The organism is Kitasatospora sp. NBC_01266, assembly GCF_036242395.1.
Lineage (GTDB): Bacteria > Actinomycetota > Actinomycetes > Streptomycetales > Streptomycetaceae > Kitasatospora.
The window spans coordinates 5,506,436-5,531,573 of record NZ_CP108458.1 but is presented as its reverse complement, the minus strand read 5'-3'; the positions used below and the strand labels follow the sequence as shown (position 1 = coordinate 5,531,573).

The following is a 25,138-nucleotide window of genomic DNA, read 5'->3' as shown; positions in this document are numbered from 1 at the left end:
CCGACCTCCCCCGTTGACCGTCCGCCCGGCGGACCGTTCCCGCACACCCGCTTCCCATCCTGGAGAATGAGCACCATGAGCAACCCGCAGCACCTGCAGTACAGCAAGGACCACGAGTGGCTGACCGCCGCCGACGCTGACGGCGTGTCGACCGTCGGGATCACCGAGCACGCGGCCGGCGCCCTCGGCGACATCGTCTACGTGCAGCTGCCCGAGGTCGGCGACACGGTCACCGCCGGTGAGACCTGTGGCGAGCTCGAGTCCACCAAGTCCGTCAGTGACCTGTACTCCCCGGCCACCGGCGAGGTCACCGAGGTCAACGAGGCCGTCACCGCCGAGCCGGCCCTGGTCAACTCGGAGGCCTTCGAGGGTGGCTGGCTGTTCAAGCTGAAGGTCAGCGAGGCCCCCGCGGACCTGCTGAGCGCCGACGAGTACAGCGAGTTCACCAAGTCCTGACGGACGTAGCGGGCGGTCGCAGCGCGGCGGCCGCCCTCGCCGCTCCCACCCGACCTGCCCCACGGGAAGACGCCACCATGACGGTTCTCAACCAGTCCCTGCACGCACTCGACCCGGAGATCGCCGCCGCGGTCGACGCCGAGCTGCACCGCCAGCAGTCCACCCTCGAAATGATCGCTTCCGAGAACTTCGCCCCGGTGGCGGTCATGGAGGCCCAGGGGTCGGTACTCACCAACAAGTACGCCGAGGGCTACCCCGGCAAGCGCTACTACGGCGGCTGCGAGCACGTCGACGTGGTCGAGCAGATCGCCATCGACCGGATCAAGGCGCTGTTCGGCGCCGAGGCCGCCAACGTCCAGCCGCACTCCGGCGCGCAGGCCAACGCCGCCGCGATGTTCGCGCTGATCCAGCCGGGTGACACCATCCTGGGCCTGAACCTGGCGCACGGCGGCCACCTGACCCACGGCATGAAGATCAACTTCTCCGGCAAGCTCTACAACGTGGTGGCGTACCACGTGGACGAGCAGACCAACCTGGTCGACATGGAGGAGGTCGAGCGCCTGGCCAAGGAGCACCAGCCCAAGCTGATCATCGCCGGCTGGTCCGCCTACCCGCGCCAGCTCGACTTCGCCGAGTTCCGCCGGATCGCCGACGAGATCGGCGCCTACCTGATGGTGGACATGGCCCACTTCGCCGGCCTGGTGGCCGCGGGCCTGCACCCGTCCCCGGTCCCCTACGCGGACGTGGTCACCACCACCACCCACAAGACCCTGGGCGGCCCGCGCGGTGGCGTGATCCTCTCCAAGGCCGAGCTGGCCAAGAAGATCAACTCCGCGGTCTTCCCCGGCCAGCAGGGTGGCCCGCTGGAGCACGTGATCGCCGCCAAGGCCGTCTCGTTCAAGGTCGCCGCCTCCCCGGAGTTCAAGGAGCGCCAGGAGCGCACCCTGGAGGGCGCCAAGATCCTCGCCGCCCGCCTGCTCCAGGAGGACGCCAAGGCCGCCGGCGTCTCGGTGCTCTCCGGTGGCACCGACGTCCACCTGGTCCTGGTCGACCTGCGCAACAGCGAGCTGAACGGCCAGGACGCCGAGGACCGCCTGCACGAGGTCGGCATCACGGTCAACCGCAACGCCGTCCCGAACGACCCGCGCCCGCCGATGGTCACCTCGGGCCTGCGGATCGGCACCCCGGCGCTGGCCACCCGCGGCTTCGTCGCCGAGGACTTCCGCGAGGTCGCCGACGTGATCGCCGAGGCGCTGCTGCCCGGCTTCGACGAGACCAAGGCCGCCGCCCTGAAGGCCCGGGTCACCGCGCTGGCCGAGAAGTACCCGCTCTACCCGGAGCTGTAAGTCCCTCCCCGGGCGTGGTCGGCATCACCCTCGCCGACCCCGCCCGCACCCCGGGGCACCGCGCACACTGGAACGTGAGCCGGTGCCCCGTGGCACGTACGCACGCACCGCCCTTCTCGCTCCACGAGACCCAGACAAGGACGTCACCCCCGTGGCCATCAGCGTCTTCGACCTCTTCTCCATCGGCATCGGCCCCTCCAGCTCGCACACGGTCGGCCCGATGCGCGCGGCCCGGATGTTCGCCCGCCGCCTGCGCTCGGAGGGGCTGCTGGACCAGGTGACCGCCGTCAAGGCCGAGCTCTTCGGCTCGCTCGGCGCGACCGGCCACGGGCACGGCACCCCCAAGGCGGTACTGCTCGGCCTGGAGGGCAACTCGCCGCGCACCGTCGACGTGGCCAAGGCCGACCAGGACGTCGAGCGGATCAACGAGACCAAGCGGCTCAGCCTGCTCGGCACCCACCCGATCGCCTTCGACCCCGACCTCCAGCTGGTCCTGCACCGCCGCCGCTCGCTGCCCTACCACGCCAACGGCATGACCCTGGTCGCCCACGACGAGGCGGGCGGGCTGCTGCTCGAGAAGACCTACTACTCGGTCGGCGGCGGCTTCGTGGTGGACGAGGACGCGATCGGCGCCGACCGGGTGGTCCCGGACGACACCCAGCTGCGCTACCCCTTCCGCACCGGCGAGGAACTGCTGCGCCACACCCGGGAGACCGGCCTGTCCATCTCCGGCCTGATGCTGGAGAACGAGAAGGCCTGGCGCACCGAGGAGGAGATCCGCACCGGCCTGCTGGAGATCTGGGGCGTGATGAAGGAGTGCGTCAGCGCGGGCATGTCCCGCGAGGGCATCCTGCCCGGCGGCCTCAAGGTCCGCCGCCGCGCCGCCGCCGGCGCCCGCGCGCTGCGCGCCGAGGGCATAGGCCCGGCCAACGCGATGGAGTGGGTCACCCTCTACGCCATGGCGGTCAACGAGGAGAACGCCAGCGGCCAGCGCGTGGTCACCGCCCCCACCAACGGCGCGGCCGGCATCATCCCCGCCGTCCTGCACTACTTCCAGAACTTCATCCCCGGCGCCGACGAGGACGGCATCGTCCGCTTCCTGCTCGCCGCCGGCGCGATCGGCATGCTCTTCAAGGAGAACGCCTCCATCTCCGGCGCCGAGGTCGGCTGCCAGGGCGAGGTCGGCTCCGCCTGCTCGATGGCCGCCGGCGGCCTCGCCGAGGTCCTCGGCGGCACCCCCGAGCAGGTCGAGAACGCGGCCGAGATCGGCATCGAGCACAACCTCGGCCTCACCTGCGACCCGGTCGGCGGCCTGGTCCAGATCCCCTGCATCGAGCGCAACGGCATGGCCTCGGTCAAGGCCGTCACCGCCGCCCGGATGGCCCTGCGCGGCGACGGCCGGCACCACGTCTCGCTGGACAAGGCGATCAAGACGATGAAGGAGACCGGCGCCGACATGAAGGTCAAGTACAAGGAGACCTCGCGCGGCGGCCTGGCGGTCAACGTCATCGAGTGCTGAGCAGTCTTCTCGCCAGTCGGGCGTGCCACGCGGTAGCACCGGGTGGCACGCCTGAGTAGCCTGGTGGCATGACAGCGCAACCGGAGATCACCCAGCGGGATCTGCGCAGCAGGTCAAGAGAGATCATGGACGCCGTCGAGGCCGGTCAGTCTTTCACCGTCACTCGTGACGGTCACCGGATCGGGGAGCTGGTCCCGTTGAAGCGCCGCAGGCGCTTCGTTCCCCGAGCCGAGTTCGCCGCGATGTCGCGCAGCGCACCCGACATCTCCCTGGAAGCCTTCCGAACGGATCAGGACGCCACGGCCGCACAGGAGACGGACGACCCCTATGCCCGTTGAGCACGAGCGGGGTCTGCTCGACACCAACATCATGATCCTCCGCCGCTGGGTGGACCCGGCTGAGCTCCCGATTGAGATGGCCATCAGCGCGATCACCTTGGCAGAGCTGTCCGCCGGACCGCACGAGGTCCGGCGGAACGAGGAGCAGGACGACTACGACGAATACGCGGAGCGGGCCCGCCGGCTGGACGTCCTGCAGCGCGCCGAGAACGAGTTCGATCCCATCCCCTTCGACGCCGAGGCCGCACGCGTCTACGGCCGGATCTGCGCCGCCGTGATCGGCGCAGGGCGCAAACCGCGAAGGCGCGTGGCCGACCTGATGATCGCCGCCATCGCCGTCGCCGAGGACCTTCCCCTGTTCACCACCAACCCCGACGACTTCAAGGGCTTGGAGACACTCCTGACCGTCGTACCGGTCACCCGCCCGGCGCTACTGCACGATCGCTGAGCAGGCAGCGGTCAAGAGTCCCTGAAAAGTCCCTGCCGAAGCCCTGGTCCGCGGAACGCTGACCAGGGCTTCGGCAGGTCTGAAGCGACTTCAGAAGCTCTCGGGGTAGTCATCCGTGCGCACAACCCTGGCGTCCGGCGGCGTCACCGCGTAGTCGAACACTTCCTGAACCTGCGGCGACAGAGTGATCGGGTCGTGCTCTTCGTCGCCGTCGTACGGGTCGTCCCAGTCGCTCACCGCGGCCCGAGCTCCCTCAGGACTGCCGACAGGGCCCGCCCAGGGGCCGTCCCCTGCTGGACCGCGGCGTGAACGCGCGGCGTGGCAGGGTCGTTGTAGATCTCCAGCCGCAGCCGCCAGCGACGCAGCACACCCGCGATCTGGTCCTCGTCGGCAGAGCCCATGTCACGGTAGAAAGCCATCCGCTGGGAGGGCGGCAGCGCGGCCCCTATCTCATCCTGCGTCCGGGGATGCATGCGGTAGGGCTCGGTGGGCTGTGTGGTCATCGGCTCCTCCTGCGCTGCGTTGCGACCAGTGACTCCAGCGGGAATTCCTGGTCCGCCGGACTCCACTCTAGCGAGCAGCCCGGCGCCCTCGGGGCAGCCGCGGATCAGGACGCCACGGCCGCCGCCGTCGGTGCGTGGGGGTCGCTCAGTGCTTCCTCGTGAAGGACTTGACGAAGTCCGGGGTGAGCGATCCCAGGCCGGTCACGTCGTCGTAGCCGGGGGTGGCGTGCAGGCTGCTGTCCTGGTCCAGGGTGGTCAGGAAGGTGTCGTAGCTGCCGGGCTGCTGCCAGCTCGGCGAGTACTCCAGTGCGAGCGGCGCCTGGTCTGCCGGGGCGGGCAGGACGTCGTGGATCGCCGGCCTGCCGCGCAGCGAGTAGAGCAGGGGGTTGGCGAAGCCGAGGGGGTGGCCGGCGGCCTGCGCGGCGTCCGCCTCCAGGCCGGCGATCAGCGGGGACGAGCCGCTGGTGCCGCCCTCGGTGACCTCGGTGTAGCTGCCGGTGCCGGGGTCGGTGTAGCCGATCAGCCAGCCGGTGGCGTCGCCGTCGGCGTCGGCGGAGATGTCCGGCACCTCGCGGTGGGCCGGGCCGGTGCCGTTCGCGGTGGCGAGCGCCGCGGGGACCACGCCCTTCTGGTACCAGGGCTGGGCGATGGTGTCGCTGCGCCCGCCGGTGGAGCCCTCCTGGAACGTGCCGGGCGGCGGGGTCAGGTAGCCGGTGCCCTGCGGGTCGAGCTGCGCGTGGTCGAAGCCCCAGCCGTACTCGCCCACCACCGCGTCGTCCTTGCCGATCTCCAGCGTGGTGCCGCCGGCCGCGGTCGCCCACGCGTCGGAGGCGGGGAAGGTCACGGAGGCCGGCTGGCCCGCCCACATTCCGGAGGCGCCGTCGCCGGCGTCGCCCGAGTCGAAGTCGAAGCCGATCCCCTCCAGGGCGCCCTGCTGGAAGGTCAGGTCCCAGGCGGCGGCCATGGCGGGCGAGTACTCCGAGGCCAGCGTGCTGTAGGAGTCGGTGGCGACGTCCGCGAGGTGCTGGTCGACGATCCGGGTCTCGGCGTCCAGGAAGTTGAGCTGCAGGCTGTCGGGGGCGCTGGACTGGCAGTCGACGCCGACGTAGACCACCTTGGCGTCCGGCGCGGTGAGGTGGACGGACTCCACGTCCAGCGGCTCCTCGGGCAGGTCGCTGCTGCCGTCGCAACTGGCCTGGAAGTCCGGCGCGTAGTTCTCGGAGTACTGGCCGGGAGCGAATCCGGCGACGCCGTGGGCGGCGAAGAAGCGGTCGGCGTCGGCCTCCATGGTGGGCAGCGAGCCGTCCAGGACGACCGCGACGGTGCGGCCCTTACCGGTGAACGCGCTGTTGGTCACCCCGTAGGCGTCGCGCATCTGCTGCGGCGTGTAGCCGCAGACCGCGTCCGGGGCGCTGGTGCGGCCGTTGACGGCCGGGATCGGCGAGGACTTCTCGCCCCAGTACGTGGAGCACGGCGGCGTGGCCGCGGCGGCTGGCGCGGCGCTCGGTGCCCCGGTCGTCGCCTGACGGCGCGGGCCGCCCGCCGTGCCCCGCGGAACGGAGTCGGGAGCGGGGGCAGGGGTGGGCGTGGAGGTGGGCGCGGGCGTGGGGGTCACGGCTCCCGGGCCCACCGCCTGGCGGGTGGCGGAGCCGAACGGCGCGTCCAGCCCGACGACGGTGACGATGTCCTTGCCCAGCGCGGCCGGTACCGAGATGCCGGTCACCGGCGTGAACCCGTAGGCCGGGGGAAACGGCTTGCGCGCGACGGCGAAGGTGTGGAACGACGTGTCGAAGGCCTGCTGTGCCTGGTCGACGGTCGCGGTCACCGCGAGGTAGTGGGCGTTGGCGGCGGTGACGTCCATCCCGAGACCGGTCAGCCAGCTCCGCACGGCGTCGACCTGCTGCGGGCTCGCCCCGAAGCGGTCCGAGAACTGGCCCGGGGTCAGGTACCGCGCGTAGGACCCGCTGCCGGGGGTGGAGACGTCCCGGGCGGCCCGGACGAGCTTGGCGTCGTTCCCGGAGAGGTAGACCCGCAGCGACATGCTCTCGGCGCCGGTGGTCGGGCCCAGGTCCGTCACCGGGAACTGGGTGGTGCCGTTGATCCAGCCGGGGGTCGCGGACGGCAGCTCGGTGCGGTCCGTGGTGGCCGCCGACGTGGCGGGCGCGCCGAGGCCGGCGGCGAGCGTGGCGGTGGCCAGGGCGGCCGCGACCACCGCGCCGCGGCGGGCGGCGGCGCGGGATGGCTTGCGTGGTGACAAGGATTCACACTCCAGGGGTGGCAGCCCGGCCCGGACGGCCGTGGCTCGTCGCCTGCTCGGCTCCGCCACCGTAGGAACGGCCCCGCTCGGTCCGCCGTCGGTGAGGTAACAGCGCCCGCGCGAATCGGTAACAGCTCCCCGCCACCCGCCTTCAGGCCACAGAGCCCTGCCACCCGAGCAGTTGACGCCCCCTCACGTCATGCCCTCACACCGCCCGCTCACGCACCTTCAGCTCGAACCAGACGCCCTTGCCGCGCGGCAGCAGGTCGGCACCCCAGCGGTCCGCCAGGGTGTCCACCACCAGCAGCCCGCGCCCGCACTCGGCCATGCCCGGCTCGGCCACGATCAGGCAGGGCAGCGCCCGCGAGGAGTCCCGCACCTCCACCCGCAGCCAGCCGGGCCGGCGCAGCAGCTTCAAGCCGATGGTGCGCCCGCCGGTGTGCCGCACGGCGTTGGCGACCAGCTCGGCCGTGAGTAACTCGCCCACCTCCAGCAGCGCGTGCAGGCCCCAGCTCTGCAGCACCGAGAGCACCAGCCGCCGGGCCAGCGGCCCGGACTCGCCGCGCGAGGGCAGCCGCACCTCCTCCGCGGCGGCGGGGTCGCGCAGCCGGGGCAGCACGGTGCGTTCCAACTCCCAGCTGGAGAGCCGTTCCAGAGCCGCGAGCCCGGCCATGGGCACCGCCCCGCACGGGGCCGCCGCACCCGGCCGCCGCACTCCTGCCGGAGTGTCGGAGGCCAGCTCGGGCCCGAGATGTGATGACTGATCGACTTCGCCCCATCCCGCCATGGGCTCCATCATCGCGGTTCGCAAGCAGCCGCGTACGGACAATGACGAAACGATCACTATTCAATTGGCATATGACGAACGCACACGACCCCGGTACGTCGGGTACTACCAAGTGCTCCACGGCATGTTCCAGCCGCTCAGGCCGTTGTCGGGAGTGACCTGTGCGCCCTTGGAGTTGACGACCTTCACGACATCTCCCACCAGTGAGGCGGCGTAGAACTTGGCCGCCGGCGTGTCGGTGCCGCCCGCGTTGCCCGGGGCGTCCTGCAGGCCGACGCAGCCGTGGCTGACGTTGGCGGTGCCGAAGGTGCCGGCCGAGGACCAGTTGTTGCCGTGCACGTAGGTGCCCGAGTCGGTGAGCCGCATCGCGTGCGGCACCATCAGGTCGTACTCACCCGGTGCGAGGCCCGGCACCGAGGCCGAGGTCATCCGGGTGGTGCCTTCCTTGTCCTCGATCACCATGGTGCCGTTGTAGGTCGGGTGCTCGTCCGAGCCGGAGCTGATCGGGATGGTCTCGATCGTCTGCCCGTTGTCCTGCACGGTCATGGTGTGCGCGGCGGCGTCCACCGTGCTGATCTGGGCCCGGTTGCTGATGGTGAAGGACTCGTCGCGGTCCGAGCCGCCGTAGACGCCGGGCGAGACCTCGACGTTCTTCAGCCGGATGTGGACCTTGACCTGGGTGTTGGGGTTCCAGAAGTTCTGCGGGCGGATGTCCAGGCGGTTGTTGCCCATCCAGTGGCCCTTGACCTGGGTGCCGTCCGAGGTCTCGAAGGTGATCGCGTTGTCGACCGCCTGCTTGTTCTGGATCGGCATGCCGAAGTTGAACGAGACGATCATGCCCACGCCGTAGGTGGAGCCGGTCACCACGTTGTCCTGGCTGCGCGAGGTCTTGGCCGGGGTCAGCGTGGAGAAGCTGCTGGTGGCGGTGGTGGTCACCCCCTTGGCATCGGTGGCCTGCGCCTTCACCTGGTAGGAGTCGGCGACCGACAGGCCGGTGGCCGGCACCCAGCTGGTGCCGTCGGCGGAGATGCTGCCCTGGACCGTCTGGCCGCTCTTGTCGGTGACCGTGACCTGGCTCAGCTTTCCGCTGGAGACGTCGACCTTGAGCGCGTCGGGGGCGGCGTTCTGGGTGCCGTCCTTGGGCTCGATGTCGACCACCGCGGCGGAGGCCGGGGTGGCGCCCGACGAGCCGGAGGAGCCCGCCGAAGCACCCGCCGAAGCGCCCGCCGAGGCGCCGCCGGCGCCGGCGGAGGCACCCGCGGCAGGCGCACCGGCGCCCACGGTCTTCGAACTCGTACTGCCACCGCCGCACGCCGTGACGAGCAGCAGGGTGCCGCCCACAGCCAGTGCCGCTCCCACGCGTATCGAGCGCATGCCTCTACTCCCCATCGGTTCTCTCCGTGGCCGGCTCGCGGCCGACTCGGTCCACCCCGGCCGGCCCGCCGCACGACTCATCGCACGACACGTCGTGGCCAGGCCGCCGGTTCCGCACCGGTCTGACAAATCGGTCGATTGTTACATCCGATTGCTTCACCCGTTCGGCGGGATCCATACCCTCCCCCGGATGTCGGCACCGAACGGTGACCATAACCCGAACGGCCCACCCCGAGAACGCCTCGGGATGGGCCGTTGGTTGCCTTGACCGGCAGGATTCTCAGCGAATTACCAGGAAGCCCACGGCAGCGTCCAGCCGCTCAGCCCGTTGCTGGGGCTGACCGTCTTGCCCTTGGCGTTCTTGATGATCACCACGTCGCCGACCAGCGAGGACGCGTAGAACTTGCCGGCCACCGAGTTGGGGTCGCCGCCCTTGGCATCCTGCAGGCCCACGCAGCCGTGGCTGGAATTGGACTTGCCGAAGGAGTTGCCCCAGTAGTTGCCGTGCACGTACGTGCCCGAATCGGTCAGCCGCATCGCGTGCGGGACATCCGGAACGTCGTACTCCCCGCCGACCACATTGGAGACGGTCGCGGAGTTCATCCGGGTGACCAACTCCTTGCTCTCGATCGTCATCGTCCCGTTCCACGACGGGTTCTGATCGTTGCCGGCGCTGATCGGCAGGGTCTCGACCGTCGAACCGTCGCGGACCACGGTCATCTCGTCGCTGGCGGCGTCGGCGGTGGAGATCTGCGAGCGGCCGATGGTGAACGACTCGTCGCGGTCCGAGCCGCCGTAGACGCCGGGCGAGACCTCGACGCTCTTCAGCTTGTAGTGGACGGTGACCTTGGTACCGGCCTTCCAGTACTGCTGCGGGCGGAAGTCGAGCCGGGTGTCGCCGAACCAGTGGCCCTTGACCTGGGTGCCGTCCGAGGCGTTGAAGGTGATGCCCGCGACGACGGCGTCCTTGTTCTTGATCGGCTTGTTGAAGTTGACCGAGACGATCATGCCGACGCCGTAGGTGGAACCGGTCGCGATGTTGTCGTTGGAGGAGACCGTCTTGCCCGGGGTCAGCGTGGTGAAGCTGCTGTCCACCGCGGCCTGCTGCCCGGCCGAGTCCACCGCCTGGGCGCTCACCTTGTAGAGCATGCCGACGGCCAGCGCGCCGGTCGGCGTCCAGGAGGAGCCGTCGGGGGCGATGGTGCCCTGGACCGCGTTGCCGTCCTTGTCGGCCACCGACACCTGGGTCAGCTTGCCGTTCGCCACCGAGACCTTGACCGCACCGCTGGGCGCCACGTTCTGCGCGCCGTCCGAGGGGGTCACGGTCAGCTGGGCCGCCGAGAGCTTCGGCGAGGGCGCCGCCGCGGGCGAGCCGGCGGCGGCTCCCCCGTTGCCGCCACCGCTGCCCTGGGCACTGGTCTTGGACGAGGTGTCGTCCGGCCCGCAGGCGGACGCCAGCATCAGCACGCCGCCCGCCAGCAGGGCGATCGCCGCCCGGCGGGCCCCCGTTCTGGTCGCCCGTATTCCTCTGGCGGACGCTGCCGCCTGAACCGCCTCCACTGGGCGCTCCCCCTCTTCGTCGGTCGCCGGAACCCCGCACCGGGTCCGCGCTCGCGCCAGGATAACGGGGCCGACCGAGTGAATCTTCGGCGGGAGGGGCGTGACCACGAGGTGAAAGCCGGTCAGCTCCGCCGGTCCTCGGCGCACCGTCGGCGCATGGTCAGCGGGCGGGTGACACGCCGCCCCTGACCCCCCGTCCCGGGCCGCCCGACCGACGTCCGATCGAGTGCCGCTCCAGTCCCGCGTTCAACGATCGGATTCCCCCTGGAACACGAGGGAACGATTCCACTCAGCGGACATCCGTCCGTAACAGAACGCGCCCGGATCGCGGGCGAGCGGCTCGGAGGACATCGGGCATGACGGCATTCCAGGAACTGGAGCACCTGGCGCCCCAGACCGCCCAGCTGCCCCCGGCCGCCCCCTGGCCGGGCAGCTGGCAGCCGCTCGGCGCCCGCTACCGGCACGGCGCGGACGGCAGCCACGGCACCAACTTCGCGCTCTGGGCACCGGGGGCGGAGGCCGTCGAGCTCTGCCTCTTCGACGAAGAAGGCGTCGAGACCCGCCACCCGCTGCCCGAGCAGACCTTCCAGACCTGGCACGGCTACCTGCCCGGCGTCACCCCGGGCCGGCGCTACGGCTACCGGGTGCACGGCCGCTGGGACCCGTGGACCGGCGCCCGCTGGAACCCGGCCAAACTGCTGCTCGACCCGTACGCCCGCGCGGTCGACGGCGTCTTCACCGGCCACGGCGCCTGCTGCGGCTCGGTGCGCGACTGGCCCGAGCCGGACGTCGCCGACACCGTGCGGGACAACCGCGACTCCGCCCCGTACACCGCCCGGGGCGTGGTGGTGCACGACGACGACGACTGGTCGGACGACCGCCGCCCGAAGACCCCGTGGGCCGAGACGGTGATCTACGAGCTGCACGTGCGCGGCTTCACCATGCGCCACCCGGGGATCCCGCCCGAGCTGCGCGGCACCTACGCGGGCCTGGCCCACCCGGCCGCGATCGACTACCTCACCTCGCTCGGGGTCACCGCCGTCGAGCTGCTGCCGGTGCACCAGTTCGCCAGCGAGGACCACCTGCACCAGCGCGGCCTGAGCAACTACTGGGGCTACAACTCGATCGGCTGGTTCGCCCCGCACGGCGGCTACTCCGCCTCCGGCACCCGCGGCCAGCAGGTCGGCGAGTTCAAGCGGATGGTCCGGGCGCTGCACCAGGCGGGCATCGAGGTGATCCTCGACGTGGTCTACAACCACACCGCCGAGGGCGGCGCGGGCGGGCCGACCCTCTCGCTGCGCGGCATCGACAACGCCGGCTACTACCGGCTGGGCCACGGCAGTCGGGGCAGCCGGGGGTACGACGACTACACCGGCTGCGGCAACACGCTCGACACCCGCCAACCGCAGACCGTGCGGCTGATCACCGACTCGCTGCGCTACTGGGCCGCCGAGATGGGCGTGGACGGCTTCCGCTTCGACCTGGCCGCCGCGCTGGCCCGGGGCGACGACGGGGTGGACATGCGCCACCCGTTCCTGGCCGCGGTCTCCCAGGACCCGTTCCTCAGCCGGGTCAAGCTGATCGCCGAGCCGTGGGACGTCGGCCACGGCGGCTACCAGGTGGGCAACTTCCCGCCGCTGTGGGCCGAGTGGAACGACAAGTACCGCGACACCGTGCGCGACTTCTGGCGCGGCGCCCGCCCGGACGTGGCCGAGCTGGGCTACCGCCTCTCCGGCTCCTCCGACCTCTACCAGCGCGGCGGGCGGCGCCCGTACGCCTCGGTCAACTTCATCACCGCGCACGACGGCTTCACGCTGCGCGACCTGGTCTCCTACGACGGCAAGCACAACGAGGCCAACGGCGAGGACGGCCGGGACGGCACCGACGACAACCGGTCCTGGAACTGCGGGGCGGAGGGCGAGACCGAGGACACCGGCGTCAGGGAGCTGAGGCAGCGCCAGACGCGCAACCTGCTGGCCACCCTGCTGCTCGCCTCCGGGGTCCCGATGCTCACCGCTGGCGACGAGTTCGGCCGCACCCAGGGCGGCAACAACAACGCCTACTGCCAGGACAACGAGACCAGTTGGGTGGACTGGTCGCTGCTGGAGCTGCCCGAGTGGCGCACGCTGCACGAGCTGACCGCCGAGCTGATCCGGCTGCGCCGGGCCCATCCGGTGCTTCGCCAGCGCGCCTTCTTCTCCGGGCGGGCGGCGACGCCCGGCGGGCAGCGCGACCTGACCTGGTACACCGCGCGCGGCACCGAGATGACCGAGGCCGACTGGTTCGCGCCCACCGCGCAGTTGGGCATGCTGCTCAACGGTGACGCGATGTCCGAGCGCGACCAGCACGGCTGCCCGCTCACCGACGACAGCTTCCTGCTGCTGCTGAACGCCGCCGACCAGCCGGTGGAGTTCACCCTGCCCGCCGGCGGCTGGGAACTGCTGCTGGACACCGCCCGGCACCCGGCCGACCGGCCGCTGGCCGCGCGCTCCCTGCGACTGCTGCGCCGCCACGGACCGCGGTAACCCGCAGTGACAGCAGGAGTTGTCCCGGACGGGTGGCCGGATCCCGGCGCCGGACCTCGTCAGCTGTGAAAAACCTGATGAGGAATGACGGGGGCTCCGCCTACTCTCGGCCTGATGTCCGAGAACCCCGAACCCCCGCTGCCGCTGCCCGCCGCCGGACCCACCAGGTCCACGGTGCGCTCGCTGCTCAGGCTCAGGTCCTACGCCTACCCGATCCGCTGGTACCTGACCGGCGCGGTGCTCGCCGCCCTGGTCGCCTCCGCCGCGGTGCTGGTGGTGCCGCTGGTGCTGGGCCGGATCGTGGACGGGCCGATCGGCCACCACGACCAGCACGCACTGTGGCCGTTGATCGGCCTGCTCCTGCTGCTCGGCGCCGCCGAGGCCGGGCTGTTCGGCCTGCGCCGGGTGCTGATCGCCCGACCGCTGGCCAGGGTCGAGGCCACCATGCGCCGCGACCTGTACGCCAAGCTCCAGCGGTTGCCGGTCTCCTTCCACGACCGCTGGCCGTCCGGGCAGTTGCTCTCCCGGGCCACCTCGGACATGTACACCCTGCGCCTCTTCCTGGCCTTCCCGCTGGTCTTCCTGATCGTCAACTCGCTGACCTTCCTGGCCGGCTCGGTGCTGATGCTGAGCCTGGACTGGCGGCTCGGACTGATCGCCCTGGTCCCGGCCATCCCGCTGGTACTGCTCTGCGTGCACTTCGAGACCCGCTACTCGGCCGCCGCCCGCACCGCCCAGGACCAGAACGGCGACCTGGCCACCGTGCTCGAGGAGTCGGTGCTCGGCATCCGGATCCTCAAGTCCTTCGGGCGCCGGCGCACCATGGCCCGCCAGTTCGCCGAGCAGGCCGAGCGGTTGCGCGGCACCGAGCTGCGCAAGGCGCGGATGCTGGCCGACCTGTGGGCGCTGATCGTCGGCCTGCCCGAGGCGGCGCTGGGCACCTCGCTGGCGGTGGGCGCGGTGCTGGTCGCGCATGACGAGATGAGCACCGGCACCCTGGTCGCCTTCCTGTCCACCGCGCTGGCGCTGCGCTGGCCGGTCGAGTCGCTGGGCTGGCTGCTCGCCTACAGCAACGAGGCGGGGACGGCCGCCGACCGGTTCTTCGACGTGATGGACACCGCGGAGCAGCCCCCGCTCGCCGCCACCGACAGCGCGCCCGACGGCGACGGCATCCGCTTCACCGGCGTCCGCTTCCGCTACCCGGACGCGCCCGCCGACTCCGCCGACCTGCTGCGCGGCATCGACCTGCACATCCGGCGCGGCGAGACGATGGCGCTGGTCGGCGCCACCGGCAGCGGCAAGACCACGCTGACCGCGCTGCTCCCCCGGCTCTACGAGGCCACCGCCGGCACCATCACGCTGGACGGCCAGGACCTCAGCCGACTGCCGCTGCCACGACTGCGCGAGCTGGTCGCGGTCGCCTTCGAGGAGCCCACCCTGTTCTCCGCCACCGTGCGGGAGAACGTGCTGATGGGCGCGCCCGACGCGGGCCCCGAGCCGCTGGCGCGGGCCCTCGCGGTGGCCCAGGCCGACTTCGTCCAGCAGTTGCCGCAGGGCGTGGACACCGAGGTCGGTGAGCAGGGCCTGAGCCTGTCCGGCGGCCAGCGCCAACGCCTGGCACTGGCCCGCGCGGTGGTCGGCGACCCCGACTTCCTGGTCCTGGACGACCCGCTCTCCGCGCTGGACGTGCACACCGAGGCGCTGGTCGAGCGCGCCCTGCGCGAGGTGCTCACCGGCACCACCGCGCTGGTGGTGGCGCACCGGCCGAGCACCGTACTGCTCGCCGACCGGGTGGCGGTGCTGGCCGAGGGCCGGATCCTGGCCGTCGACACCCACCAGCGGTTGCTGGAGAACTGCCCCGAGTACCGCGAACTGATGTCCGGCGAGAGTGCGCTGGAAGCGAGTGTGCCCCGATGACCGTGCTTGCCGAAGAACTGCCCGACGAGGAACTGCCCGACCGGGAACCGGCCGTGGAGGTCGACGAGGAGATCCCGGTCCCGCCCGGCGCCTCCACCGCGCTGCTGCGCTCGCTGCTGGCTCCGCACCGCGGCCGGGCGGTGGGCGCGATGCTGATGATCCTGCTGCAGCAGGCCGCCCTGCAGTCCGGCCCGCTGCTGGTGGCGCTCGCCATGGACCAGGGCATCCCCGCGCTGCGCCGGCACGACAGCGGCCCGCTGATCGCCGTCACCGCCGGCTACCTGGGCTGCGCGGCGCTGAGCACCCTGCTGCAGCGCGCCTTCATCCGGATCACCGGACGGCTCAACCAGGACGTGCTGCTCGAACTGCGCACCCGGATCTTCCGGCACGCCCAGCGGCTCGGCCTGGACTTCCACGAGCGCTACACCTCGGGCCGGATCATCTCCCGCGGCACCAGCGATGTGGACGCGCTGCGCGAACTGCTCAACGAGGGCCTGCAGGAGCTGCTCGCGGTCTTCCTGTCGGTCTGCTACATCGCGGTCATCCTGCTGGTGATGGACTGGCGGCTGGGGCTGCTGGCGCTCAGCTCGGTGCTGCCGATGGCCCTGCTGGTGCGGATGTTCCGGCGCCGCAGCTCGCGGGTCTACCGCACCTCGCGGACCGCGGTCGCCTCGGTGATCGTGCGCTTCACCGAGACGATGAACGGCATCCGCCCGGTGCAGGCGTTCCGCCGCGAGGAGGCCAACCTGGCCGCGTTCGGCGAGGTCAACCAGCAGTACGCGGACGCCAACGCCAACGGGCTGCTGGAGATGGCGCGTTACGTCGGGTACTCGCGGGCCACCGCGAACCTGTGGGTGACCGTGGTGGTGCTGGTCGGGGCCTATCTGGTCACCGACGGCAGCCTGGAGGTGGGCGTCCTCACCGGCTTCGTGCTCTACCTGCGGCGGCTCTACGACCCGATCGACCAGCTGGCGATGTTCCTGAACAGCTACCAGTCGGCGGCGGCGGCGCTGGAGAAGATCGCCGGCCTGCTCGCCCACGAGCCCTCGGTCGCCGACCCCGCCACCCCGGTGCCGCTGCCCGCCGCCGCCGGAACCGGCCGCACCGTCACCTTCACCGACACCGCGTTCGCCTACCGCACCGGCAAGGTGGTACTGCCCGCCTTCTCGCTCACCCTGCCGGCCGGCCGGACCACCGCGATCGTCGGTGCCACCGGCGCCGGCAAGTCCACCCTGGCCAAGCTGCTCGCCCGGTTCTACGACCCGACCCAGGGCGGGATCGCCCTGGACGGGGTCGACCTGCGCGACCTGTCCTCGGCCGAGCTGCGGCGCGGCATCGTGATGGTCACCCAGGAGTCCTTCCTCTTCTCGGGCACCGTCGCGGAGAACATCGCCGTCGGCCGGCCCGACGCCTCACGCACCGAGATCGAGGCGGCGGCGAAGGCGATCGGCGCCCATGACTTCATCACCGCGCTGCCCGACGGCTACGACACCGACGTGCGCAAGCGCGGCGGCCGGATCTCCGCCGGGCAGCGGCAGTTGGTCGCCTTCGCGCGCGCCCTGCTGGCCGACCCCGCCGTGCTGATCCTGGACGAGGCCACCTCCTCGCTGGACATCCCGGGCGAGCAGGCCGTGCAGCGCGCCATGCGCACGGTGCTCGCGGGCCGCACAGCGGTGATCATCGCGCACCGCCTGTCGACCGTGGAGATCGCCGACCGCGTCCTGGTCATGGAGTCCGGCCGCATCATCGAGGACGGCACCCCGGCCGAACTGATCGCCGGCAGCGGGCGTTTCGCGACCCTGCACACGGCCTGGCGGGAGAGCCTGGTCTAACTCACCCCGCCGGCAGCGGTCCTGGCTGATCGGGCAGCTGGACCGTGTTGCCGCACGGCAGCCGATGCGCCACCGCCTTGGCCATCTTCAGCGCGATCCCGGCGTAGGCCGCCCGCACCTGGGCGGTCGACGCCGTGCTGAGGCCCGCACTGCTGACCACGATCCGCACGTACGGCGAGGCCTTGGCACCGCTCTGGTAGCTGCACGCGAACTGTACGGCCAGCGGTCCGGTGCCCTGCGCGATCCACCCCTGCGCGCCCGGACCGAAGTCCACCGCCCGCAGCATGTCGCCGAGCAGCCGGGGATCGTCCGCGCCGTCGGTGTCGTCCGCCGAACCCACCGACACGGAGAGCATGTTGGAATGCTCCTTGTCGTCCCACACCAGCCGGCAACTGGAGAGCAGCACCCCGTTGGCGACCGGCCCGTCGATGCTCCCCCGCTCGGCGGCCCGGGCCACCCCGTCCGCCCCGGCCAGCACCCGGTAGTCGGGCGGCCCCAACTCCCCCCAGCACGCGCTGGGCGGTAACGACACCGACTGCCAGGGCTTCCACCAGAACCCGGTCACCCCGGCCCCGGCCACCAGCACCGCAGCGGCGGCCCACGCCACGGAACGCCACCTCCGGCGCCCTTCACCGGTCGGAAACTGGTCGTACTCAACGCCCGCCATGGTCCCCCCATGCATACGGTCGGCAACGGATGGCGACATCCTAAACACACGCGGTGAGCGACACGCCAGATTTTGGCGTGTTCCTGACGATCCGATGCCGATCCGGCCGCGCCGCAGGAAGGTGCTCAGGAAGTCGACCCACCCGACTTCCTGAGCACCCGTCACATCACGCGAGCGCCGCTGCTACCGCAGCACCCCCGCGTCCATTCCCGCCGACTCCGCGGGCAGCACCACCAGCCCCAGCTCCGCCGCCGACGCCAGCAGCGGGTGGTTCGGCAGCACCCGCACCGTGTAGCCGAACGGCCCGGTGCGGCCCAACTCCAGGGTGCCCTCGTAGCGTTGGCAGCCGGCCAGGTCGGGACCGCCCACCGGCTTGAGGGTCTGGGTCTGCGCGTCCCGGATCAGGTCGCTCTCGTCCACCGACCCCGAGACCGCCTGGACCTCGACGTCCACCGGGTCCAGGCCGCCCAGCGCCACCTGCACCCGCAGCGCCACCGCGGAGCCGAGCTCGGCGGCCTCCGCCGCGGCGTCGACGTGCTCGACCCGGACGGACGGCCAGGCGGACCGCACCCGGGCCTTCCACTGCGCGAGCTGCCGGGCGCCGTCACCCGCGAGGCCGCGCTGGGCGAGCGCGGCGGGGGTGTAGAGCCGCTCCACGTACTCGCGGACCATCCGGCCGGCCAGCACCTTGGGGCCGAGGGTGATCAGGGTGTGCCGGACCATCGCGATCCAGCGGTGCGGCAGGTTGTCACCGCCCCGGTCGTAGTAGGTGCCCGCGACCTGATGCTCGATCAGGTCGTAGAGGGCGGCGGCCTCGATGTCGTCGCGCTGGTCCTCGTCGAAGCCCGAGCCGTCGGCGGTCGGGATCGCCCAGCCGTTGCGGCCGTCGTACCACTCGTCCCACCAGCCGTCCAGCACCGAGAGGTTGAGGCAGCCGTTCAGCGCGGCCTTCATCCCCGAGGTGCCGCAGGCCTCCAGCGGGCGCAGCGGGTTGTTCAGCCAGACGTCGCAGCCGGGGTAGAGGTGCTTGGCCATCGCCATGTCGTAGTCCGGCAGGAAGACGATCCGGTGGCGCACCGCCGGGTCGTCCGCGAAGGCGACGAGCTGCTGGATCAGCCGCTTGCCGCCGTCGTCCGCCGGGTGGGCCTTGCCCGCGACCACGATCTGCACCGGGCGGGTGGGATGCAGCAGCAGGCCGCGCAGCCGGTCCTGGTCGCGCAGCATCAGGGTGAGGCGCTTGTACGAGGGGACCCGCCGGGCGAAGCCGATGGTCAGCACGTCGGGGTCGAGCACCGCGTCGGTCCAGCCCAGCTCCGCGTGCCCGGCGCCGCGCTGGCGCCAGGCGGCCCGCAGCCGCCGGCGCGCCTCGTCCACCAGCTGCGCGCGCAGCTCGCGGCGGATCGCCCAGATCTCCGCGTCACCGATCTGCTCGACGCCGCTCCAGCGCTCGGCGGTGCCCACCGACATCGCGGCCTCGGCCCGGTCGGCGCCGATCTCCGAAGCGCCCAGCCGCACCACCGCCGGGTCGATCCAGGTGGGCGCGTGCACGCCGTTGGTGATCGAGGTGATCGGCACCTCGGCGGCGTCGAAGCCCGGCCACAGGGCGCCGAACATCGCGCGGCTGACCTCGCCGTGCAGGGTGCTCACGCCGTTCGCGCGCTGGGCCAGCCGCAGGCCCATGGCGGCCATGTTGAAGAGCTTGGGGTCGCCACCCGGCCAGTTCTCCACGCCGAGCGCGAGCACCTGGTCGACCGGGACGCCGCGCAGCGCCGCGTCACCGCTGAAGTGACGGCCCACCAGGTCCCGGTCGAACCGGTCGATGCCGGCCGGGACCGGGGTGTGGGTGGTGAACAGGGTGCCGGCCCGGACGGCCTCCAGCGCGCTGGAGAAGTCGGGTCCGGTGGCGGAGGCCACCAGCTCCCGGATCCGCTCGATCCCGAGGAAGCCGGCATGCCCCTCGTTGGTGTGGAAGACCTCGGGGTCCGGGTGTCCGGTGAGCCGGCAGAACGCCCGCACCGCCCGCACGCCGCCGATCCCCAGCAGCATCTCCTGCAGCAGCCGGTGCTCGCTGCCACCGCCGTACAGGCGGTCGGTGACGTCCCGCTCGGTGGCCGCGTTCGCCTCCAGATCGGAGTCGAGCAGCAGCAGCGGGACCCGGCCGACCTGGGCCCGCCAGATCTGGGCGGCCAGGGTGCGCCCGTTGGGCAGCGTGAGCTCGACCCGGCAGGCGCTCCCGTCCGGCTCGCGCAGCAGGGCGACCGCCAGCTCGTCGGGGTCGAGCACGGGGTAGCGCTCCTGCTGCCAGCCGTCCCGGGAGAGCGACTGGCGGAAGTAGCCGTGGCGGTAGAAGAGCCCGACGCCGATCAGCGGGACGCCCAGGTCACTGGCGGCCTTCAGATGGTCGCCGGCCAGGATGCCCAGGCCCCCGGAGTACTGCGGCAGCGCGGCGGCGATGCCGTACTCGGGCGAGAAGTAGGCGATGGCCGCGGGGCGTCCACCGAGCGGCTCGTAGGACTGGTACCAGCGCGGCCCGCTCAGGTAGTCGTGCAGGTCGTCGGTGAGGTCGCCGAGTCGGCGCAGGAAGCGGCGGTCGGTGGCGAGCGCGGCGAGCCGGGCGGCCGGCACCTCGCCGAGCAGCCGGACCGGGTCCTCGCCGACGGCCTCCCAGACTCCCGGGTCGACCGAGCGGAACAGCTCCCGGGTCTCGGGGTGCCACGACCAGCGCAGATTGAGCGCGAGTTCGTGCAGCGGCTGGAGTTGCTCGGGCAGGACGGTGCGGACGGTGAATCTGCGGATGGCCTTCACGGCCCGAAGCGTAGACCGCCGTTATGGGGTGATGGGGCGTCAACTCTCGTAACACGGCTCCATTCGGGCGACAGATGAGATCACGTGCGGCGCAGTACGCGTCACAGGGGGCGCATACGGCGCACACTGGGGGCCAAGCGCACGCCGGGCGTACGTGGTACCCCCAACCGGGTGGCAGCAGATGGCCGATCTGCTCCCCCGCACCACCCACGCTGGCCTCGGACCGAGTGGTAAGAGCTACGAACAGTGCGAGGATGGGCACAGGCCGCTGCCGCAGCGGGTCGGCATGGGTGGCGATTCCCGTGCGGCACGGTCGGTCCTCTGTGCTCCGCTTCCTTCCCTGACCCTCCGTCAGCTCGTCGACGCCAGTCCCCCGGGCGTTCAGCTGGCGGCCGTTAGCCCTTACGGCTCACCTGGTGTCCTCCCTGGTGGGCCAACGCGTGTCCTCACGCCTGCCCTGGTCGTTTCCGGGGTGGGTCGGAATCGCCCACCGGGCGTGTCGCGAGGCCGCGCGCCGGGACGTGCGCCGTTTCGTAGCTCCGGACCGCCGTGGAGCGCCGGATTTCGGCCACGCACCGGGCACGGTGGTCATGGGCAGGCACCGGTCGTTTGTCAGTCCCCACCCAGCTGTTTTCCCGGCACTCCCCGGTGCTCGAGCCGCCCGCGGGACTGCCGCCGATCTCGGGCAGGAGTTTGGCATGCACGGCGACACACGGAATCAGTCCGCACTGGTGTCCGAGGGGTTGGAGCCAATGAGGATGCCGGTATCGATTCCGGCCATAACGGAACCACCCGCGGTGCGCGCCCCCCGAACGGCCGAAACCGCGTCGGAGAAGTCGCCGAAGGCACCGAAGTCGCCCAGCACGCCGAAGCCCACGGCTGCCCGGACCACATCCACCCGGACCAGCTCCACCCCGCGCAAGGCCACCACCCGCACCACCGGCACCCGCAGCACGACGGCGGCGCGCCGGACGAAAGAGAGCGACCCGATGATCGGCCGGATCCCCGTCCTGGACGTCGCCCCGCTGGTGGACGGCGGCCGTCGCCCGGCCCGCGCGGTGGTCGGCGAGACCTTCCTGGTCACCGCCACCGTCTTCCGCGAGGGCCACGACGCGGTCAACGCCAACGTGGTGCTGCGCGACCCGCGCGGGCGCGGCGGCGCCTGGATCCCGATGCGCGAGCTGGCCCCCGGCACCGACCGCTGGGGCGCCGAGGTCACCCCGACGGCCGAAGGCCGGTGGAGCTACAGCGTGGAGGCCTGGAGCGACCCGGTGGCCACCTGGCAGCACACCGCCGCCGTCAAGCTCCCGGCCGGCCAGGACGTCGAACTCACCCTGGAGGAGGGCGCGCTGCTGCTGGAGCGGGCCGCCGCCGGGGTGCCGAAGCGGGACGGCCGCGCCGAGGTGCTCAGGGCCGTGCAGGCGCTGCGCGACCCGGCGCTGCCACCGCTCTCCCGCCTCGCCGCCGCTCTGGCGCCCGCGGTGACCGAGCCGCTGACCCGCCATCCGCTGCGCGAGCTGGTCACCGCCTCCACCGCGCTGCCGCTGCGGGTCGAGCGGCAGCGGGCGCTGTACGGATCCTGGTACGAGTTCTTCCCGCGCTCCGAGGGCGCCACCCTGGAGCCTCCCTCCTTGCCCGGCACCGGGCAGGAGGGGCCCACGCGATCCGGTACCTTCCGCACGGCGGCGCAGCGGCTGCCGGCGATCGCGGCGATGGGCTTCGACGTGCTCTACCTGCCGCCGGTGCATCCGATCGGCCTGGCCTACCGCAAGGGCCCCAACAACACGCTGACCCCGGGGCCCGAGGACGTCGGCTCGCCGTGGGCGATCGGCTCGCCGGAGGGCGGCCACGACGCGATCCACCCGGACCTGGGCACCATCGAGGACTTCGACGCCTTCGTCGCCCGGGCCACCGAGCTGGGGCTGGAGATCGCGCTCGACTTCGCGCTGCAGGCCTCCCCCGACCACCCCTGGGTCAACAAGCACCCCGAGTGGTTCAGCCACCGGATCGACGGGACCATCGCCTACGCCGAGAACCCGCCGAAGAAGTACCAGGACATCTACCCGATCAACTTCGACCAGGACTTCGACGGCCTGGTGATCGAGACCCTGCGGCTGCTGCGCCACTGGATGGGCCACGGCGTGCGGATCTTCCGGGTCGACAACCCGCACACCAAGCCGGTGCACTTCTGGGAGAAGGTCATCGGCGAGATCAACCGGACCGACCCGGACGTCGTCTTCCTGGCCGAGGCCTTCACCCGGCCGGCCATGATGCACACCCTGGCGAAGATCGGCTTCCAGCAGTCGTACACCTACTTCACCTGGCGCAACAGCAAGCAGGAACTCACCGAGTACCTCACCGAGCTGACCGGCCCGGCGGCGGCCTACATGCGGCCCAACTTCTTCGCCAACACGCCGGACATCCTGCCCCGGCACCTGCAGCACCAGGGGCTGAGCGCCTTCGCCGTGCGCGCGGTGCTGGCCGCCACCCTCTCGCCCAGCTACGGCGTCTACGCCGGCTTCGAGTTCGCCGAGTCCACGCCGGCCGGCCGGGACACCGAGGAGTACCTGGACAGCGAGAAGTACCAGCTGCGCCCGCGCGACTGGACCCGCACCGACACCCTCGCCCCGCTGCTCACCACCCTCAACCGGCTGCGCCGCGAGCACCCCGCCCTCCAGGAGCTGCGCAACCTCAGCTTCCTGCCCACCGACAACGACCGGATCATCGCCTACACCAAGCAGACCGGCACCGACCAGGTGATCGTCGTCGTCAACCTCGATCCGCACCACCCGCAGGAAGCAACCGTCACCCTCCCGAGTGACGAGCAGCTCATCGTGGACGACGAGCTGCTCGGCGCGAGCTACACCTGGCACCGCCACAACTACGTCCGGCTCGATCCCTCAACGGCGCCGGCCCACCTCCTCACGGTTCGGAGGACCTCCCTGTGATTGTGAACGAGCCCGTCCACGACACCTTCGCGGACACCGAGAAGAAGGACTTGGACCCGGAGTGGTTCAAGCGTGCGGTCTTCTACGAGGTGCTGGTGCGGTCCTTCCAGGACAGCAACGGCGACGGTGTGGGTGACCTCAAGGGGCTCACCGCGAAGCTCGACTACCTCCAGTGGCTCGGCATCGACTGCCTCTGGCTGCCGCCGTTCTTCGCCTCCCCGCTGCGCGACGGCGGCTACGACGTGGCCGACTACAAGTCGGTGCTGCCCGAGTTCGGCGACCTGGCCGACTTCGTGGAGTTCGTGGACGCCGCCCACAAGCGCGGCATGCGGGTGATCATCGACTTCGTGATGAACCACACCAGCGACCAGCACCCGTGGTTCCAGGCCTCCCGCAACGACCCCGAGGGCCCCTACGGCGACTTCTACGTCTGGGCGGACGACGACAAGCAGTACCCCGACGCCCGGATCATCTTCGTCGACACCGAGAGCTCCAACTGGACCTACGACCCGGTGCGCAAGCAGTACTTCTGGCACCGGTTCTTCTCCCACCAGCCGGACCTGAACTACGACAACCCGCGGGTCCAGGAGGAGATGATCGCGGGGCTGCGGTTCTGGCTGGACCTCGGGATCGACGGGTTCCGGCTGGACGCGGTGCCGTACCTGTTCGCGCGCGAGGGCACCAACTGCGAGAACCTCCCGGAGACCCACGAGTTCCTCCAGCGGGTCCGCAAGGAGATCGACGCCGACTACCCCGACACCGTGCTGCTCGCCGAGGCCAACCAGTGGCCCGAGGACGTGGTCGACTACTTCGGCGACTTCGGCTCCGGCGGCGACGAGTGCCACATGGCCTTCCACTTCCCGGTGATGCCAAGGATCTTCATGGCGGTGCGCCGCGAGTCGCGCTACCCGGTCTCGGAAATCCTGGCCAAGACGCCGACCATCCCGGGCGGCTGCCAGTGGGGCATCTTCCTGCGCAACCACGACGAGCTGACCCTGGAGATGGTCACCGACGAGGAGCGCGACTACATGTACGCGGAGTACGCGAAGGAACCGCGGATGCGGGCCAACGTGGGCATCCGCCGCCGCCTCGCCCCGCTGCTGGAGAACGACCGCAACCAGATCGAGCTCTTCACCGCGCTGCTGCTCTCGCTGCCCGGCTCCCCGGTGCTCTACTACGGCGACGAGATCGGCATGGGCGACAACATCTGGCTGGGGGATCGCGACGGGGTCCGTACCCCGATGCAGTGGACCCCCGACCGCAACGCGGGTTTCTCCTCCGCCGACCCGGGCAGGCTCAGTCTGCCGCCCATCATGGATCCGGTCTACGGATACCAGGTGACCAACGTCGAAGCGCAGCAGAGCAGTTCTTCGTCGCTGCTGCACTGGACCCGGCGGATGATCGAGATCCGCAAGCTCAATCCGGCCTTCGGGCTGGGAACTTACACCGAACTCCCGTCCAGCAACCCGGCCGTGCTGGCTTTCGTGCGCGAGCACCAGGGCGATCTGGTCATGTGCGTCAACAACTTCTCCCGCTTTCCCCAGCCCACCGAGCTGGATCTGCGGCAGTACGGCGGGCGCTATCCGGTCGAGTTGATCGGCGGGGTGCGGTTCCCGTCGATCGGCGAGTGGCCGTACCTGCTCACCCTGGCTGGGCACGGCTTCTACTGGTTCCAGCTGCGCAGGCCCGGCGCGCAGTAACGATCAACCAGCTTCGCCCGTGCACGGGGCGCGGGGCCGGCCTTCGCGCCCCTCGGCGGGCCGCGCGCCACGCACGTACGGAGAACAGCCCAACGCGTACCCACCCTCAGGCGTGACACCCGAGTCTGTCTCGCGTGCCGCCGCAGCAGCGCCGCC

At 71.4% G+C, this 25,138-nt stretch carries 19 protein-coding genes; 10 read left to right on the top strand and 9 right to left on the bottom strand.

Annotated elements, in window-relative coordinates; translation table 11 throughout:
• Nucleotides 1–75 precede the first annotated feature (75 nt).
• The 5 genes from gcvH to OG403_RS24180 all read left to right on the top strand — a co-directional run bounded on the left by gcvH (nt 76) and on the right by OG403_RS24180 (nt 4,107).
• Nucleotides 76–456 (top strand): glycine cleavage system protein GcvH, encoded by a 381-nt coding sequence (gcvH, locus tag OG403_RS24200; protein ID WP_329567768.1) that lies wholly within the window; start codon nt 76–78, stop codon nt 454–456.
• A gap of 77 nt (nt 457–533) precedes the next feature.
• The gene (gene glyA, locus OG403_RS24195) at nt 534–1,802 is read left to right on the top strand and encodes a serine hydroxymethyltransferase (RefSeq protein WP_329567765.1); all 1,269 of its coding nucleotides are present in this window, start codon (nt 534–536) and stop codon (nt 1,800–1,802) included.
• 151 nt (nt 1,803–1,953) lie between these two features.
• Nucleotides 1,954–3,321 carry an L-serine ammonia-lyase gene (locus OG403_RS24190; protein ID WP_329567763.1) on the top strand — a complete coding sequence of 456 codons (1,368 nt, stop codon included), beginning with the start codon at nt 1,954–1,956 and terminating at the stop codon, nt 3,319–3,321.
• Between the two features lie 68 nt (nt 3,322–3,389).
• Nucleotides 3,390–3,659 carry a type II toxin-antitoxin system Phd/YefM family antitoxin gene (locus OG403_RS24185; RefSeq protein ID WP_329567760.1) on the top strand — a complete coding sequence of 90 codons (270 nt, stop codon included), beginning with the start codon at nt 3,390–3,392 and terminating at the stop codon, nt 3,657–3,659.
• Nucleotides 3,649–4,107: a type II toxin-antitoxin system VapC family toxin gene (locus tag OG403_RS24180; protein ID WP_329567758.1), complete on the top strand. Its 459-nt coding sequence runs from the start codon at nt 3,649–3,651 to the stop codon at nt 4,105–4,107. The genes OG403_RS24185 and OG403_RS24180 overlap by 11 nt, the downstream gene beginning before the upstream one ends.
• 90 nt (nt 4,108–4,197) lie before the next feature.
• Here OG403_RS24180 and OG403_RS24175 read toward each other — a convergent pair whose 3' ends face one another.
• The 6 genes from OG403_RS24175 to OG403_RS24150 form a co-directional block, all read right to left on the bottom strand.
• A complete protein-coding gene (locus OG403_RS24175; RefSeq protein ID WP_329567756.1) occupies nt 4,198–4,344 on the bottom strand; it encodes a hypothetical protein in 147 nt (48 codons plus the stop codon).
• On the bottom strand, nt 4,341–4,610 hold the full coding sequence (locus OG403_RS24170) for a hypothetical protein (RefSeq protein WP_329567754.1): 270 nt from the start codon (nt 4,608–4,610) through the stop codon (nt 4,341–4,343). The genes OG403_RS24175 and OG403_RS24170 overlap by 4 nt, the downstream gene beginning before the upstream one ends.
• A 145-nt stretch (nt 4,611–4,755) precedes the next feature.
• Nucleotides 4,756–6,867, bottom strand: a complete 2,112-nt coding sequence (locus tag OG403_RS24165) for a S53 family peptidase (protein WP_329567752.1) — start codon at nt 6,865–6,867, stop codon at nt 4,756–4,758.
• Between the two features lie 205 nt (nt 6,868–7,072).
• Nucleotides 7,073–7,540, bottom strand: coding sequence for an ATP-binding protein (locus OG403_RS24160; protein WP_329567750.1), 468 nt, complete (start codon nt 7,538–7,540; stop codon nt 7,073–7,075).
• Between the two features lie 219 nt (nt 7,541–7,759).
• The gene (locus tag OG403_RS24155) at nt 7,760–9,028 is read right to left on the bottom strand and encodes a L,D-transpeptidase (protein WP_329567748.1); all 1,269 of its coding nucleotides are present in this window, start codon (nt 9,026–9,028) and stop codon (nt 7,760–7,762) included.
• A 288-nt stretch (nt 9,029–9,316) separates the two neighbouring features.
• Nucleotides 9,317–10,588, bottom strand: coding sequence for a L,D-transpeptidase (locus tag OG403_RS24150; RefSeq protein ID WP_329567746.1), 1,272 nt, complete (start codon nt 10,586–10,588; stop codon nt 9,317–9,319).
• A gap of 356 nt (nt 10,589–10,944) precedes the next feature.
• Between OG403_RS24150 and glgX the strand changes: the two genes are divergently transcribed.
• From glgX to OG403_RS24135, 3 genes are all read left to right on the top strand, one after another.
• Nucleotides 10,945–13,113, top strand: a complete 2,169-nt coding sequence (gene glgX, locus OG403_RS24145) for a glycogen debranching protein GlgX (RefSeq protein WP_329567744.1) — start codon at nt 10,945–10,947, stop codon at nt 13,111–13,113.
• A 114-nt stretch (nt 13,114–13,227) separates the two neighbouring features.
• Entirely contained in the window at nt 13,228–15,030 is a 1,803-nt protein-coding gene (locus OG403_RS24140) for an ABC transporter ATP-binding protein (protein WP_329567742.1), read from the top strand.
• The gene (locus OG403_RS24135) at nt 15,027–16,862 is read left to right on the top strand and encodes an ABC transporter ATP-binding protein (RefSeq protein WP_329567740.1); all 1,836 of its coding nucleotides are present in this window, start codon (nt 15,027–15,029) and stop codon (nt 16,860–16,862) included. The genes OG403_RS24140 and OG403_RS24135 overlap by 4 nt, the downstream gene beginning before the upstream one ends.
• A 1-nt stretch (nt 16,863) precedes the next feature.
• On the opposite strand, the gene OG403_RS24130 is transcribed toward OG403_RS24135, so the two are convergent.
• The 3 genes from OG403_RS24130 to OG403_RS24120 all read right to left on the bottom strand — a co-directional run bounded on the left by OG403_RS24130 (nt 16,864) and on the right by OG403_RS24120 (nt 21,289).
• Entirely contained in the window at nt 16,864–17,469 is a 606-nt protein-coding gene (locus OG403_RS24130) for a hypothetical protein (protein ID WP_329567738.1), read from the bottom strand.
• A 243-nt stretch (nt 17,470–17,712) separates the two neighbouring features.
• Nucleotides 17,713–20,334: an alpha-glucan family phosphorylase gene (gene glgP / locus OG403_RS24125; protein WP_329567736.1), complete on the bottom strand. Its 2,622-nt coding sequence runs from the start codon at nt 20,332–20,334 to the stop codon at nt 17,713–17,715.
• Between the two features lie 718 nt (nt 20,335–21,052).
• The gene (locus OG403_RS24120) at nt 21,053–21,289 is read right to left on the bottom strand and encodes a hypothetical protein (protein ID WP_329567734.1); all 237 of its coding nucleotides are present in this window, start codon (nt 21,287–21,289) and stop codon (nt 21,053–21,055) included.
• 34 nt (nt 21,290–21,323) lie between these two features.
• Between OG403_RS24120 and OG403_RS24115 the strand changes: the two genes are divergently transcribed.
• A complete protein-coding gene (locus tag OG403_RS24115; protein ID WP_329567732.1) occupies nt 21,324–23,282 on the top strand; it encodes an alpha-1,4-glucan--maltose-1-phosphate maltosyltransferase in 1,959 nt (652 codons plus the stop codon).
• Complete coding sequence (treS, locus tag OG403_RS24110; protein WP_329567730.1) at nt 23,279–24,982, top strand: maltose alpha-D-glucosyltransferase; 1,704 nt, start codon at nt 23,279–23,281, stop codon at nt 24,980–24,982. The genes OG403_RS24115 and treS overlap by 4 nt, the downstream gene beginning before the upstream one ends.
• Nucleotides 24,983–25,138: the final 156 nt, after the last annotated feature.